At 39.7% G+C, this 15128-nt stretch carries 18 protein-coding genes; 11 read left to right on the forward strand and 7 right to left on the reverse strand.

Annotated features, from left to right (window positions below; genetic code table 11):
• Window positions 1-31: 31 nt before the first annotated feature.
• Together LXM54_RS18265 and LXM54_RS18270 are read right to left on the reverse strand one after the other, a co-directional pair.
• The gene (locus tag LXM54_RS18265; RefSeq protein WP_233316804.1) at window positions 32-901 is read right to left on the reverse strand and encodes an SDR family oxidoreductase; all 870 of its coding nucleotides are present in this window, start codon (window positions 899-901) and stop codon (window positions 32-34) included.
• A gap of 120 nt (window positions 902-1021) precedes the next feature.
• Window positions 1022-1513, reverse strand: coding sequence for a YajQ family cyclic di-GMP-binding protein (locus LXM54_RS18270; RefSeq protein ID WP_233316683.1), 492 nt, complete (start codon window positions 1511-1513; stop codon window positions 1022-1024).
• 134 nt (window positions 1514-1647) lie between these two features.
• Between LXM54_RS18270 and LXM54_RS18275 the strand changes: the two genes are divergently transcribed.
• Window positions 1648-2523 carry a CvfB family protein gene (locus LXM54_RS18275; RefSeq protein WP_233316684.1) on the forward strand — a complete coding sequence of 292 codons (876 nt, stop codon included), beginning with the start codon at window positions 1648-1650 and terminating at the stop codon, window positions 2521-2523.
• 30 nt (window positions 2524-2553) lie between these two features.
• On the opposite strand, the gene LXM54_RS18280 is transcribed toward LXM54_RS18275, so the two are convergent.
• Window positions 2554-2685 (reverse strand): DUF3941 domain-containing protein, encoded by a 132-nt coding sequence (locus LXM54_RS18280; RefSeq protein ID WP_233316685.1) that lies wholly within the window; start codon window positions 2683-2685, stop codon window positions 2554-2556.
• A gap of 102 nt (window positions 2686-2787) precedes the next feature.
• The gene (locus tag LXM54_RS18285) at window positions 2788-3642 is read right to left on the reverse strand and encodes a DegV family protein (RefSeq protein ID WP_233316686.1); all 855 of its coding nucleotides are present in this window, start codon (window positions 3640-3642) and stop codon (window positions 2788-2790) included.
• A 190-nt stretch (window positions 3643-3832) separates the two neighbouring features.
• On the opposite strand from LXM54_RS18285, the gene LXM54_RS18290 reads away from it, so the two are divergent.
• Entirely contained in the window at window positions 3833-4657 is an 825-nt protein-coding gene (locus LXM54_RS18290) for a YitT family protein (protein ID WP_233316687.1), read from the forward strand.
• A gap of 17 nt (window positions 4658-4674) precedes the next feature.
• Window positions 4675-5391 (forward strand): BsuPI-related putative proteinase inhibitor, encoded by a 717-nt coding sequence (locus tag LXM54_RS18295; protein ID WP_233316688.1) that lies wholly within the window; start codon window positions 4675-4677, stop codon window positions 5389-5391.
• Window positions 5392-5433: 42 nt separating this feature from the next.
• On the opposite strand, the gene LXM54_RS18300 is transcribed toward LXM54_RS18295, so the two are convergent.
• From LXM54_RS18300 to LXM54_RS18310, 3 genes are all read right to left on the reverse strand, one after another.
• Window positions 5434-5619: a DUF3813 domain-containing protein gene (locus tag LXM54_RS18300; protein WP_233316689.1), complete on the reverse strand. Its 186-nt coding sequence runs from the start codon at window positions 5617-5619 to the stop codon at window positions 5434-5436.
• Window positions 5620-5772 carry a hypothetical protein gene (locus LXM54_RS18305; protein ID WP_233316690.1) on the reverse strand — a complete coding sequence of 51 codons (153 nt, stop codon included), beginning with the start codon at window positions 5770-5772 and terminating at the stop codon, window positions 5620-5622. It abuts the gene before it with no gap.
• Window positions 5773-5935: 163 nt separating this feature from the next.
• On the reverse strand, window positions 5936-6754 hold the full coding sequence (locus LXM54_RS18310; RefSeq protein ID WP_245399840.1) for a Cof-type HAD-IIB family hydrolase: 819 nt from the start codon (window positions 6752-6754) through the stop codon (window positions 5936-5938).
• 302 nt (window positions 6755-7056) lie between these two features.
• Between LXM54_RS18310 and LXM54_RS18315 the strand changes: the two genes are divergently transcribed.
• The 8 genes from LXM54_RS18315 to LXM54_RS18350 all read left to right on the forward strand — a co-directional run bounded on the left by LXM54_RS18315 (window position 7057) and on the right by LXM54_RS18350 (window position 15126).
• Window positions 7057-7842 carry an alpha/beta fold hydrolase gene (locus LXM54_RS18315; protein ID WP_233316691.1) on the forward strand — a complete coding sequence of 262 codons (786 nt, stop codon included), beginning with the start codon at window positions 7057-7059 and terminating at the stop codon, window positions 7840-7842.
• Window positions 7843-7988: 146 nt separating this feature from the next.
• Entirely contained in the window at window positions 7989-8297 is a 309-nt protein-coding gene (locus tag LXM54_RS18320; RefSeq protein ID WP_233316692.1) for a metal-sulfur cluster assembly factor, read from the forward strand.
• A gap of 91 nt (window positions 8298-8388) precedes the next feature.
• A complete protein-coding gene (gene moaA / locus LXM54_RS18325) occupies window positions 8389-9390 on the forward strand; it encodes a GTP 3',8-cyclase MoaA (protein WP_233316693.1) in 1002 nt (333 codons plus the stop codon).
• 16 nt (window positions 9391-9406) lie between these two features.
• On the forward strand, window positions 9407-10657 hold the full coding sequence (locus LXM54_RS18330) for a molybdopterin molybdotransferase MoeA (RefSeq protein WP_233316694.1): 1251 nt from the start codon (window positions 9407-9409) through the stop codon (window positions 10655-10657).
• 238 nt (window positions 10658-10895) lie between these two features.
• Window positions 10896-11930, forward strand: coding sequence for an N-acetyl-gamma-glutamyl-phosphate reductase (argC, locus tag LXM54_RS18335; protein ID WP_233316806.1), 1035 nt, complete (start codon window positions 10896-10898; stop codon window positions 11928-11930).
• 12 nt (window positions 11931-11942) lie between these two features.
• Window positions 11943-13184 (forward strand): bifunctional ornithine acetyltransferase/N-acetylglutamate synthase, encoded by a 1242-nt coding sequence (argJ, locus tag LXM54_RS18340; protein ID WP_233316695.1) that lies wholly within the window; start codon window positions 11943-11945, stop codon window positions 13182-13184.
• Between the two features lie 13 nt (window positions 13185-13197).
• Window positions 13198-13968 (forward strand): acetylglutamate kinase, encoded by a 771-nt coding sequence (argB, locus tag LXM54_RS18345; protein WP_233316696.1) that lies wholly within the window; start codon window positions 13198-13200, stop codon window positions 13966-13968.
• Window positions 13969-15126: an acetylornithine transaminase gene (locus LXM54_RS18350; RefSeq protein WP_233316697.1), complete on the forward strand. Its 1158-nt coding sequence runs from the start codon at window positions 13969-13971 to the stop codon at window positions 15124-15126. It abuts the gene before it with no gap.
• Window positions 15127-15128 lie beyond the last annotated feature (2 nt).

The following is a 15128-nucleotide window of genomic DNA, read 5'->3' on the forward strand; positions in this document are numbered from 1 at the left end:
TAAAAAAGGAACACAGATGTGTTCCTTGCATTTACCCGTTTACAACATATCCGCCATTGACGTGCATGATTTGGCCGCTGACGTAAGAGGAGTCTTCACTTGCTAAATAAACATAAGCTGGAGCGAGTTCATTTGGCTGGCCAGCTCGTCCAAATGGTGTATCTGCGCCGAATTGGGAAACCTTTTCGCTGTCAAATGTTGATGGAATCAACGGAGTCCAGATTGGACCTGGCGCGACACCATTCACCCGAATGCCATCTTTTGCAAGTGATTGGGATAAGGAGCGGGTGAAGGAAGTGATTGCACCTTTAGTTGATGAGTAATCAAGCAGTGTTTCATTTCCTTTATAGGCTGTGATGGAAGTTGTATTGATGATGCTGTCGCCAGCGTTTAAATGCGGCAACGCTGCTTTTGTTAAAAAGAACATAGAGAAAATATTTGTGCGGAACGTTTTCTCCAATTGGCTAGCTGTTATGTCCAGCAGACTGTCCTGTGGATGCTGCTCAGCCGCATTATTAACGAGTATATTTAATGATCCGAATGCATTAATTGTTTCTGCAACAACCTTTTGGCAGAAATCTTCTTCACCGACATCCCCTGCTAAGGTGATGCATTTAACACCTTCTGCTTCGACTAATTCCTTCGTTTTTTCAGCGTCGTCATGTTCATTTAAGTACACAACAGCAACATTAGCTCCTTCTTTTGCATAATAGATGGCAACAGAACGACCAATCCCGCTATCTCCGCCAGTTATGATTGCCGTCTTGCCTTTAAGCTTACCAGAGCCTTTATAGTTGGGGCTCACATCCGTTGGTAATGGATTCATTTCAGTTTGAATACCTGGCTGCTGATTTTGATGCTGTGGTGGAAATGTTTGGTTTTGTTGGCTGTTTGAACTCATCATAAACAACTCCTTTTTTATTTCTTTGTTTGTTGTCTATTTTTCCCTTATAGACAAGGATAAACATGGAAAATTCAGGAGATAAAAAAAGCCTGACCAAAAAAATGGTCAGGCTGTGTTTTAGCGATAGTTTACAAATTGAACGTCAATTGTAAGTTTTGCTTCTTTAACAGCTGCGATGATTTTTTGCAGATCATCGCGGCTTTTTGCTGTTACACGGATTTGGTCGTCTTGCTGCTGGCTTTTAATTTTCAAGCCGCTGTTTTTAATAAGAGTGTTGATAATTTTAGCATTGTCTCTGTCAATCCCTTGAACCAATTTCGCTCTCTGACGGACCGTGCCACCAGATGCTCCTTCTATTTTTCCGTAATCCAAGTTTTTAATAGGAATGTTGCGCTTGAACATTTTGCTGATCAGCACATCTTTTAGCTGCTCCAACTTATATTCGTCGTCGGATAGTAGAACAAGCTCTTCCTTTTCTAATGTAATATTGCTTTTGCTGCCTTTAAAGTCATAGCGTGTTTGAATTTCCTTCATTGCGATTTGTACCGCATTCGAAACCTCTGCCATATCTACTTTTGAGACAATGTCGAATGAACTTTCTTTAGACATAGAAATACCTCCTGGTTAGTATGGGGCTTTCACCCATTTCCTTTTATGTCTGTATTATAGTAAAATATAGCAGTTGTAACAACTTTAGGGTACAAAACAGTTTACGATAGATATAATTCAAGGAGGACAATATAGTGTCTTTAAGAGATTACATAGGCCGAGTAGAAATATTGACGGTCGCAAGGGAAGCAACATTTGGATATTTTCTTACACTGGAAGAAGAAGGTGAAGATGTTCTGCTTCATTTTAGTGAAACAGATCAGAAATTTGAAATTGGGGATGAGGTCCGTGTATTCATTTATACGGATTCACAAGGCAGAGCGTGCTCAAGCACAAATATACCGTCCATTTCAGTTGGAGAATATGATTGGGTGAAAGTAACGGATATTAAAGAAGGGCTTGGCTGCTTTTTTGATATTGGATTGAAAAAGGACATGCTTCTTGGCGAGGATGATCTGCCTGTTCATGAAGAAGTTTGGCCGGAAGTCGGGGATTTGCTCTATATTACATTAAGGGTAGACCGCAATAATTTCCTTTATGTTAAGCCTGCGACAGATCCTGTTATTGAGAGCATTTCGACTAAGGCTACACGAAAAGACTATAATAAAAACATTCACGGCCATATTTACAGAACAGCAAAGGTTGGAAGCTGGATTTACACGGCTGAAGGCTTTAAAGGCTTTATCCATGAGTCAGAGCGTAAAGTAGAGCCGCGTCTTGGAGAAAAGGTAAATGGCCGTATCATTGATGTGAAGGAAGACGGTACAATCAATGTGTCCTTATTGCCACGAAAAGAGGAAGCACTTGATGAGGACTCAAAAACAGTGCTTGCATATCTTGAGCAAAGAAAAGGTCAGATGCCATACACAGACAAAAGTATGCCAGAGGAAATCCAAGAGAGATTTGGGATGAGCAAGGGCTCCTTCAAGAGGGCTCTTGGCAGATTGATGAAGGAAAATAAAATCTACCAAGAACATGGATGGACACACTTGAAGAAAGAAGACGAATAAAAAAGAGCAGCCATGGGGCTGCTCTTTTTCTTATAGATGATCTGTCTTTTTGCTATATTGGTGTTTGCCCAATTTGCGATTTTTCTCGCGAAGCAAATTCTTTTGCTCTAAGCGGGCGTTATTGTCTTTTGGCTTTTTATTATTATCAGAAGTATTTGGCATGTCTGTATACTCCTCCATTCATTAGCTGTTCTGTAGAACATTATTAGTATGACTGAAAGGAGAAGGGAGTATGCAGGCACAGCCTTACTGGTTTGATTTGTCTTACTTGCTGTTTAGGAAGAACAATGCAATCGTTCCTGCACCAGTATGGGAGCCGACAGCAGCTCCGATAGAGGATATGTACACATCATTCGGCTGGAAACGCTCCATAATGGTATTTTTGAGTTCGGTTGCAGTCGCTAAATCATCAGCATGGCTGATTGCAATAGTCTGTGTGTTAAGACTATTTCCGCGCTCCTCCATCACATCAAGCATGCGGCGAAGCAGCTTCTTTTTACCGCGGATTTTATCAAGCGGAACAAGCTTGCCGTCTTCCACATGAAGAAGCGGTTTGATTTGCAGCAACCCTCCGACAAAAGCAGATGCTTTAGAAACGCGGCCGCCTTTAGCTAAGTACTCTAAATCCTCCACAGTAAAGAGATGCTCCATATGTTCACAAAAAAAGCGCGCTCGAGCTTCAGCCTCTTCTTGAGTTTTGCCAAGACTGCGCTGTTTTACGCACTCTTGCACAGCAAGCCCTGCTCCAAGAGAAGCACATTTGCTGTCAATGATAGTGAGGTGGAAGTCAGGATAAATCTCTTTCACTTGCTCATAAATCATCTTAGCTGTTTGAAAGGTGCCAGAAAGCTGCGAAGAAAAGGCAACATAAATGCCGCTTTCGCCGTTTTTAGCCATTTCCGTAAAAACATCCTCAAAAAGGGATGGAGAGACCTGGGAGGTCTTTGGTACTTCACCGTTTCTAATCGCGTCATATACAGCATTCGGCTGGATTGTCTTTAAGTCTTCATACTCTTTGTTTTCCAAATTTACCTTTAATGGAAATAGAATGACATCATTATCGTCATAATAAGAAAGAGGCAGATCACAAGCACTGTCCGCTAATATTTTATATGTCATAAGCTCATCTTCTTTCTGTGTTTTTTTTCATTATATGACTTTCACTTAGTGAAAATTATGGTATATTGATTGCTGGTATGTATACATATGCATTATTTAGGTGTTGCATACTATTAGTTTATAGAATCTTATTCAAAAAAACAATGAATCCTAAAAAGCTTAGGAGCAAATATAGTACTGGGGGATTATTATGTATTGGACATTAACGAAGAAGTTAGTTGTAGTAATTGTTGGGGCTCTTTTGAACGCTGTTGCAATGAACTTTTTCTTAATACCTGCAGATGTTTATGCAAGCGGGTTTGCCGGTGTGGCACAGCTTATTTCAAGTATTACACCTATTACGACAGGAATATTGCTGTTTATTCTCAATGTGCCTATTGCCATACTAGGCTGGATTAAGGTTGGGAAATCATTTACATGCTATAGCTTTCTAAGTGTTGCATTCATGTCTTTATTTCTTGAACTTCTTCCGGTTTATTCCTATTCAGATGATATACTGCTGAATGCTGTCTTTGGCGGTGTTATTGCAGCTGTCGGTGTCGGGATTACGTTGAAAATCGGTGCATCCACAGGCGGAATGGATATTGTTGCAATGATTCTTTCGAGAATGCAGGACAAGCCTGTCGGCACATATTTTTTTACATTAAACAGCATTATCATCATAACAGCAGGGTATCTTTATGGATGGGAAAAAGCTCTGTACACCCTTGTTACACTGTACGCATCCACAAGGGTGATTGATGCGATACATACAAGGCATCAAAAATTGACAGCGATGATAGTCACAAAAAAATCCGATGAATTAAAAGTGGCAATTCATGAGAAGCTAGTAAGAGGGATTACTATGGTTCCAGCAAAAGGAGCCTTTTCCAATGAAGATAGGGATATGATGATGATAGTTGTTACACGGTATGAATTATATGACTTGGAAAAAACCATTAAAGAGGTAGACCCGCAAGCATTTACTAATATCGTGCAAACAACAGAAATATTCGGCTTCTTCAGAAAAGAATAAAGGAGGTAGTCGGTATAGTGCTTCGTGTCATAATTGCAGCAGCACTCGCTTTTAGCCTTTTTTCCTTTGGCGGTGATCGAATACATGCAGAGGGAAATAATCTGCAGTTTGAGATTTCTGCAAAACCGAATAAAGACTATGCGGAAATCAGAATGACTGTTTTAAACACTGGGGATAAAGCCGTTAAACTTGTTTTTTCCTCCTCGCAAAAATATGAATTTTCGATTAGAGCAAAGGGAGGAAAAGAAGTTTACCGTTATTCAGCAGATAAGTCCTTCCTCCAAGCACTGCAGGAGCTAAAGCTCAAATCCAATGAGTCACATACATGGGTAGAGAAATGGAATTACCGAAAAAATAACGGTGAGCTAGTACCGAGTGGCGAATATGCTGTTAAAGCAGCCTTGTTAGGAAAGAAAAACAAGGGAGAGACCATAACGGCCAAGACAACTTTAGTTGTTCCTTTCGTTACGGATATTAAGACTACCGGCCAAAAGGGAATATATACAATAGAAGGAATTGCTCATACGAAAGAGCGGTTAACATTTACAGTAGAAGATGGACATAAAGAATTATTGTCAAAGCAGCCTGTTGCCGTTACAGACGTTGGGAGTTTTAAGGTGAATGTGAAGATAAAAACAGAAGATTTGCCGAAAAATGGGACATTGCTTCTTTATTTTCAAGAAGTAAATGGAAAACAAAGCGATCCAGTAATATTGGAACGGTTTCCTTCATAATTAATAAGCTAGCCTCCATTAGTGGATGGCTAGCTTATTAGCTTAACGGGATTCTAGCTGCTCAAGCTCCTTTTGCAAATCAGACAGCTGCTCTTGTTCAGCACTCGTCGTATTGGCATAGGCGGAACTTAATGCATTTTTGGCTTTAGCAATCATCTCACTATCACTGCCACTAGACTTCGCCATTTCTACTGCTTGTCGTGCTTCTTGAAATAATCGGTTTCCCATTTAAAGTCCTCCGTGAGTAGATTCGTTCGAATTAGCCATTTTATAGCTTTCGGCCTCTGCATATGTCATATGATATGGAATACGTTGATCATGTTTAGATACTGAGTCTACACCCTGTTGTACGAAGCGTTTTGATTTATTTCGTTTTCCCATAGCAGATAATCCCTCCGCAAGTTGTTTTTTAGAGACAGCGCGATCATTTCATGGTGGAAACAGCTGCAAACTGCTTCTATAAAATAGTATTGGTCAAAGCAGCAATTAAATAGGCGGTAATGTTAACCAAAAAAAGAGCCTGTTACCAGGCTCTTTGTATTTATCATAGTGCTTGTAAATTTAAATAATCATTTAAAAACACAGCGATGCCGTCTTCTTCGTTTGTCAATGTTATATGGTTAGCCCGTGATTTTAATTCCTGCAAGCCATTTCCCATCGCTACGCCGACTCCTGCATATTCAATCATCTCAAAGTCATTATCTTCATCACCGAAAGCAATAATATTCTTCTGCGGAATATTGTAATAATCAGAAACCTTTTGCAGTCCGACAGCTTTGCTGAGGCCTGTCCTGACAATTTCGATTATATGGTAAGGATCTCCCCAACGACGGTGGTCAATTAAATCGGCATGAACATCAGTTAAATGCTTACGTATTTTAACTACATCCTTTTCTTCGGCATGGATAAGCAAGCATGTTGGCGGTGCTTCTAAGAATTCCAACAAATTGCCTGTAGTCGTTTTCGGATTTCCTAATGAGAAGATATCAAGCAATTTATCATCATGATAATGAAAATATATATCATCGATTACTTCTGCAACGATATTATGATAGTCAAAATTATCACAAGCCTCTACAATGTCTTTCACAGTAGCGATATCTAATGGAGAATGATAAACGCCCCATTCTTGTGACCGAGGATGGTGGATGAAAGCACCGTTAAAATTGACAATTGGTGTATCCAAATCCAATTCTTTATAGATAGCTTCACTTGCCCGATAAGGTCTTCCAGTTGCAATCATTACAATATGACCGGCTTCTTTTGCTTTTGCGATTACTTTTTTTGTTAAAGGGGAAATCGTCTTATTGTTTTTAAGTAATGTTCCATCAAGGTCTAAAGCAATTAGATGTTTTTCTGTCATAATTTCTCCTTAAATGTTTGTTTATATTATTTATAAAAAGTTAATGGTGAGTCACCATCAGCTTTTTAAGTAGCAATATTTAGTAAATAGAAAGACTTCGTGATAAACTTAATAATGCTAAGTCTTAGTTTATACATATAGTTGATGATTGGAATATATGCATTTATTGTAATGCTCAAATGTTAAGAATCAATAAAGAACTTGTATAGCTAACCATAAAAGCTTGCTAGCTTGCTTTTAATTATATGTTAACGCAATAAAAAAGGATTTTCAAAAAAATATAAGCAAAGGAAGGCATATAAATGATTATTATCGAAAAAATAAAAATTAATGACGTACCAATCCTGCATATTGTCGCAAAAGAAAGTTATGATCAGCCCCTTCCTTTTATCCAATTTATACATGGCTTTACGAGTGCAAAGGAGCATAATCTCCATTTTGCTTATAACCTAGCAGAAAAAGGATTTCGAATTGTTCTGCCTGATGCCCTTTATCATGGCGAAAGAGAGGCAAATCTGTCAGGAATGCAGCTGAATATGCAGTTTTGGGATATTGTGCTGCAAACAATCGAAGACATTGAGCATGTTAAGCATTATTTTGAAGCAAAAGGACTTATACAAGAAGATAAAATTGGTCTTGTTGGAACAAGCATGGGCGGAATTGTTACATTAGGTGCCTTAAGCCGCTATCCATGGATTAATACTGCTGTTTGTCTGATGGGGATGCCGTATTATGAGAAGTTCGCAAATTACACGATTCAGGAAGTAAAGAAACGGGGTTATGAGCTTCCACTTTCTGAAGAGGAAATTGATAGGCTTTTGAAAAGGCTTGGAGAACTTGATTTAAGCAAACAGCCTGAAAAGCTGGAAAACAGACCGTTGCTGTTCTGGCATGGAAAGAAGGATGAAACGGTGCCATATATGTATTCCCGCCAGTTTTATGAAACAATTCTTCCATTATATGAAGAAACACCAGAGAAACTATCTTATATTACGGAAGAACATACAGGCCATAAGGTGAGCAGAAAGGCGATGCTGAGAACGATTGAATGGTTTGAGGAGTTCCTGCAAAATCAGGCCTCCTTGTAAAAAACGGTTATTTTAGCTCTAGATTATGCGAATTCTTTTTCTCTATAGTTAATCTCTGTTATGATAAGATAGAAGTATGTAAGAAGGAAATAAGATCCAATAGATGGGGTCTGTTATATAAAGAAGTATAAAGGAGTGGGTGTAAAATGGAAGAAGCATTAAAAGATAATATTATGGGTGCATTAGAGCTTGTAATCGACCCAGAATTAGGTGTGGATATTGTTAATCTTGGTCTAGTATATGACCTTGACTTGAATGAATCAGGGGTGCTCACAGTAACGATGACACTTACAGCAATGGGATGTCCGCTTGCAGGAGTAATTGTTGATCAAGTTAAAGCAGCATTGACAGACATACCTGAAGTAAAGGAAACTGAAGTAAACATTGTCTGGACGCCAGCATGGACGAAAGACAGAATGTCAAGATATGCAAAAATCGCATTAGGCGTGCAATAAGAATGTCGTAAGGGAGAGATGTCTCCCTTATTTTATTATATTTTTTTGGAATATTCGGCGAATATAATAATCCGGAGGTGACTGTCATCAAATGAAGGATTTGCTTAATAGGCCGCTCAGAGATTTGAGAATAAGTGTGATTGACCGTTGTAATTTGCGCTGCAGTTATTGCATGCCTGCAGAAATATTTGGGAAGGATTATGCCTTTCTGCCGCAAGGAGAACTGCTTTCATTCACTGAGCTGGAGCGGTTGGCCAAGACTTTTGTGTCACTTGGTGTGGAGAAAATCCGCCTGACTGGAGGGGAGCCTTTGCTTCGGAAGGATCTCCACTTGTTCATCGAAAAACTCATGCAGATTGACGGACTCAAGGATATTGCTTTAACGACAAATGGAATTTTTTTGCCGCGGCATGCTAAAGCACTTAAAGAGGCGGGCTTACAACGTGTTAATATCAGCCTAGACAGTTTGAATGATGAGCTGTTTGGGAGTATTAATGGCAGAAATGTTGGTACCAATCCTGTTAAAAAGGGGATTGAAGCAGCTAAAGGAGCCGGGCTTGGAGTTAAGATCAATATGGTCGTCAAAAAGGGACTGAATGAGTCAGAAATTATTCCGATGGCGAAGTTTTGCGGAGAAGAGGAGATTGAGCTGCGTTTCATTGAATATATGGATGTTGGCAGCACGAATGGCTGGAAATGGGATGAAGTTGTTTCAAAAAAGGAAATCATAGATATATTAAAAACAGAGTTTGAATTAATAGAAGCAGAGCCTGATTATTATGGGGAAGTGGCAAAAAAGTATTTATATAAAGGAAGCAGTACATATGTCGGATTCATTACTTCTGTGACAGAATCTTTTTGTTCAAGCTGCACAAGATCACGGATATCAGCAGACGGAAAATTATATACTTGCCTGTTTAATGGTAATGGTCATGACTTAAAATCCTTCATAAGAAACGGCGCTGCAGATGAGGAACTGCTGAATTATATTAAAAGTATATGGCAAGCAAGAGCAGACAGATATTCTGATTTGCGAACAGCTGAGGCAAAGGGAAGCAACAGTAAGATAGAAATGTCCTATATTGGCGGTTAGAGAAGAGGGAAATGAGATGGTGGAAAGAAGAACTCCGATAGCGGTGGAGGAAGCAGTAAAGAAAGTAATGGATTGTAAGCTGGCGGGGAAAACGGAATATGTTTCGATCTTTGACAGCAGTGACCGATTTCTGGCAGAAGACATAAAGGCCGACCACGATATTCCAAGGTTTGATAGAAGCGCATATGATGGATATGCATTTCTATCAAAGGCTAGTGCTTGCTGTACAGAGGAAAATCCACTCATCTTGGAAGTAATCGACGAAATTGGTGCAGGGTATGTATGCAAAAAAAACATCGGCAAGAACGAGGCTGTCAGAATCATGACAGGAGCAATGCTGCCTAAGGATTGTGATGCTGTTGTCATGCTGGAGGATGTGGCTGAATCTTCAGTTGACGGCAAACCGTATATTACTGTTACTAAGCAAGTGCAAATGGGGGAAAACATCTCTTATAAAGGGGAGGATGTACAAGAGGGCGAAGTCCTTGTACAAAAAGGAACGAAAATTAACCCTGGTATTGTTGCTCTGTTGGCAACATTCGGCTATGAGCAAGTACCTGTTGCGAAAAAACCAAAAATCGGCGTTTTCGCAACAGGAAGTGAACTGCTTGAGGTTAATGAACCTTTAGAGGAGGGCAAAATCAGGAACAGCAATGCTTATATGGTAATGGCACAAATTAAGCAGGCTGGAGCTGAAGCTGTATATTTTGGGAAGCTTGCAGATATATTGGAAGATAGCTATGAAGCTATTAAAGAGAGCTTAAATGCTGTCGATATTCTAGTGACAACGGGAGGCGTTTCTGTCGGTGATTTTGATCTGCTGCCCGTTATTTATCAAAAATTAGGAGCAGAAGTGCTTTTTAACAAGATTGCCATGCGCCCAGGCAGTGTGACTACAGTGGCAAGCCTTGATGGCAAGCTTCTGTTTGGCCTTTCTGGAAATCCATCTGCATGTTTCGTCGGCTTTGAGCTTTTTGCCCGGCCAATTGTCAGAACGATGCTGTTTGCAGAAAAACCGCATTTGCCAACTGCGACTGCCATACTGACAGCGGATTTCCTGACTTCCAATGCGTTCACAAGATTTATTAGAAGCAGAACCTTCCTGGATGAAGATGTATTATATACTGGACCAAGCGGGACAGATAAGTCCAATATTGTCAGCAGCCTTAGCCATGCTAATGCGTTGACTGTCCTGCCAGGAGGACAAACTGGCTACAAGGCCGGAGATCGTGTGCAAGTGATAATGTTAGAAGGAAATGTTAATTGATAAATAACGTTAAAACACCTGTTCTTTTTAAGAATAGGTGTTTTTCTTTTTTTATGTAAAAAGAAAGGGCAAGACAACACCATGGCACATATCATTAGTAAAGAAAATAGAAAATTAATTCTTTTTTGAAAAACGGTTGATTTTATAATGCTAAGTTTTTATAATAAGAGAATCGAATATTAATATTTATAAATAAAAATGATTAAATATACAGAGTTTCCTGTAGAAGGAGGAAATGATGAAAGCTGCAATTATCGGCACAACTGGATATGGCGGAGCTGAATTGATGAGGGTTTTAGCTAATCACCCTGAATTTTCTATTCACTCTGTCCATACAACAAGGGATGAAGTCCCTGTATGGAATGAATATCCCCATTTATATGGCATCGTTGAAAATAAATTAGAAAAAGTAGATTCCTCTCTTATTGCAGAGAATTGTGATGTTGTCTTTTTTGCTACGCCGTCTGGTGTATCAAGCAAACTTATTAGTGATTTTGCAGATAAACCAATCAAGATCGTTGATTTATCTGGTGACATGCGTCTTCGAAATTTAGATGATTATCAGAACTGGTATAAAAAACAGCCGGCTTCTAGTGAAGTGGTCAGCAAGTTTGTCTATGGTTTGTCTGAGTGGAATAAAGAAAAAATCGCAAAGGCAGATTGGTTATCTAATCCGGGTTGTTATCCGACTGCAACATTGCTTGGGTTAGCACCTGTTATTAAAGAAAATCTTGTTAAGCCGGACAGCATCATAATTGATGCGAAATCAGGAATCTCTGGTGCAGGCAGGACACCGTCTAGGGGGACTATGCTTGCAGAAATGAATGAAAATTTAAAAATATATAAAGTGAATGAACATCAGCATATTCCTGAAATAGAGCAGCAGCTGACAGACTGGAATGACTCTATCCGTCCTGTTACTTTTTCGACACATTTGCTTCCTGTAAACAGAGGAATTATGGCGACTATTTATGCTTCTCTAAAGGAAGAAAATACAGCAGAGCAAATACATGAACTGTTTATGGAGGCATATAAAGACAAACCTTTCGTACGGGTGAGGCCAATAGGTAATTATCCTTCCATTAAAGAGGTTAATGGTTCCAACTATTGCGATATCGGCATTCATCTTGATGAAAGAACTAAAAGACTAACTATTATATCAGTAATTGACAATTTAATGAAAGGCGCTGCAGGGCAAGCAGTACAAAACGCGAACATTATGTTCGGCTTGGATGAATGTACGGGCTTGAATTTTGTGCCGATGTATCCATAAGGAGGAGTATTTATGCAGGTTGTATCAAATGGAGAGCAAACCTCTCAAATAAAAGAACTAGTGAATGGCAGCATTGTCACACCAGCTGGTTTTAAAGCGGCAGGTTTGCACGCTGGGCTGCGTTACAATAAAAAAGATTTGGGAGCGATTGTGAGCGAAGCACCTGCAAGCTGTGCAGCAGTTTACACAATGAGTCATTTCCAAGCAGCGCCGCTAAAGGTGACGCAGGAGTCTATTAAATCAGAAAAGCTCATTCAAGCAGTTGTTGTTAACAGCGCCTGTGCAAATGCCTGTACTGGTGAAAAAGGCTTAATTGATGCTTATAAAATGCGCGAATTGCTGGCAAATCATCTCGGAACAAAACAAGAGTATGTAGCTGTTTCCTCAACGGGTGTTATAGGCGAATACTTGAAGATGGATAAAATCGAAGCAGGAATCAGTCAGCTTATCTTTGGAAATACACAAGAGGATGCAGACAGTTTCCAAGAGGCTATTTTAACAACAGATTTAGTCATGAAAAAATGCTGCTTTACAGCTGAAATTGGTGGCAAGACAGTTACTATCGGCGGAGCTGCCAAAGGATCTGGCATGATTCATCCTAATATGGCGACAATGCTTGGCTTCCTGACAACAGATGCGAATATATCTTCAGATGTGCTGCAGACAGCATTAAGTACAGTGATTCCAACATCCTTTAATCAAATCACTGTTGATGGAGATACATCCACAAACGATACAGTGCTTGTAATGGCAAACGGATGTGCAAAAAATGAAGAGCTTACTTTAGACCACCCTGATTATCCTGTATTTGTTGACTTGTTATCTGCTTCATGTGAAAGTCTTGCAAAGCAAATTGCCAAAGATGGCGAGGGTGCTACGAAATTAATCGAAGTAAATGTGAAGGGCTGTAAGACAGAGGAAGAAGCAAGAGTTATTTCTAAACAGATTGTCGGTTCCAACCTCGTGAAAACAGCGATGTATGGATCTGATGCAAACTGGGGCAGAATCATTACAGCTATCGGCCAAACGAAAACGGATGTAAACCCAGCTTCTGTAGATATTGCAATCGGACCGATTACTATGCTGAAGAACAGTGAGCCGCAAAGCTTTTCGGAAGAAGAAGCAATTGACTATTTGAGCAAGGACTATATTCAAGTTCATGTTGATTTGCATAATGGCGACAAACAAGGAACAGCATGGGGATGCGACCTGTCCTATGATTATGTCAAAATCAATGCAAGCTATCGAACATAGGAGTGTGCACGTGATGAAGACAATACTTATTAAATGTGGAGGAAGCGTCATTGATCAGCTTTCCGAAGGATTCTTCACCAGCATAAAAAAACTGCAACAAGATGGCTTTCACATTATATTTGTCCACGGCGGCGGCCCTGACATCAATGAAATGCTTGATTTATTATCTGTAAAAGCCGAATTTCATAATGGGCTGCGAAAAACAACAAAAGAGGCCCTTGCAGTTGTGGAGATGGTCCTTTCTGGAAAAACCAACAGGAAACTGGTCGATTTATTAAGGAAGAATAATCTTTATGCAGTCGGCTTAAACGGAACGGATGACAACTGTCTTACAGCAAGTATTATCGATGAAGAAAATCTTGGGTTTGTTGGCAATGTGGAGGAAGTAAACAATAAGCTAATCTTAAGACTGTTAGAAGAAGGCTATATTCCAGTTGTGACTCCCCTTGGAATTACAGCAGAAGGCATTAAGCTGAACATTAATGCAGATTATGCTGCTTCAGCTGTTGCTAAAAGCTTAAAGGTTGAGCAATGTCTTTTTGTAACAGACGTAGACGGCATTATCATTGATGGAGATATTGCCAGTTTAATAGGAAAAGAAGAAGTGCTGCAGTATATTGAACAAGGGCAGATTACAGGAGGTATGGTCCCGAAAGTTACTTCCGCGTTAGCTGCTATTGACAGTGGCTTAAACAGTGCCATGATCGTATCAGGAAAAAAAGAATTTTATGCAGATGAGAGATGGAACGGAACAAAAATTGTAGCGAAAGCGGAGGTTATGTAAATGAGTCATTTATTTCCTACTTATTCTAAATGGGAAATTGAGCCAGCATCAGCTAAAGGAAGCTATATGTACAGTACAGAAGGTAAGAAATATTTGGATCTTACTGCAGGTATCGGTGTTTGCAATCTCGGCCATTGCCATGAAGAGGTAAAGGCAGCAGTTGAAGCACAACTGGAAAAATTCTGGCATGTTTCTAATCTTTTTCCGGTAGAAATACAGGAAAAAGCAGCCGAAGCATTGGCGAAAGCAAGTTCAATGGATGCAGTATTCTTTGCCAACAGTGGTGCAGAAGCAAATGAAGCAGCAATCAAGCTTGCAAGAAAAGCTACCGGCAAAACAAAAATTATCACATTTGAGCAGTCCTTCCACGGCAGAACCTTTGCAGCAATGTCGGCAACAGGGCAAGAGAAAATTAAGCATGGCTTTGGTCCAATGCTTGAAACGTTCGTATATGTGCCATTTAACGATATAGATGCATTAAAAGCTGTGCTGACAGATGAAGTTGCGGCAGTCATGCTTGAGATTGTTCAAGGTGAAGGCGGCATTCATGTAGCTAGTCAAGAATTTCTGCAAGAAGCAGAAGCGCTAGCAAAAAGCAAAGGTGCATTGTTAATCATAGATGAGATTCAAACAGGAATCGGCAGAACAGGAAAACCATTTGCATTTCAGCATTTTTCCTTAAATCCCGATATCATCACATCGGCTAAAGGGTTAGCAAATGGCCTTCCAGTCGGAGCAATTGCAGCGAAACAAGAATTAGTAGAATTTTTTGGACCTGGAAGTCATGGCACTACATTTGGAGGCAATCCTCTGGCAATGGCAGCAGCGACAAAAACAATGGAGATTATTTTTGAAGAAAGCTTTCTGCAAGAAGTAGAGCAAAAAAGCGAATTTCTTATTAGCCTGTTAACAGAAAATCTGAAGGAAAATACAGCGGTAAAGGATATCCGCGGATTAGGTTTGATGATAGGAATTGAACTTGAAGTACCTGTAGCCAATGTGCTTAGTGACTTAAGAGAATCGGGCTTGATTGTTCTGAATGCAGGAGAAAAGGTAATACGACTTTTACCAAGCTTGAATATAACTACAGAACAGTTAAAGGAAGCAGTAGAAATATTAGCAAGCAAACTAAAAATTTACAGCAATATTGCAATTTAAGA

This window comes from Bacillus sp. Au-Bac7, assembly GCF_021341655.1.
Classification (GTDB): Bacteria; Bacillota; Bacilli; order Bacillales; family Cytobacillaceae; genus Niallia.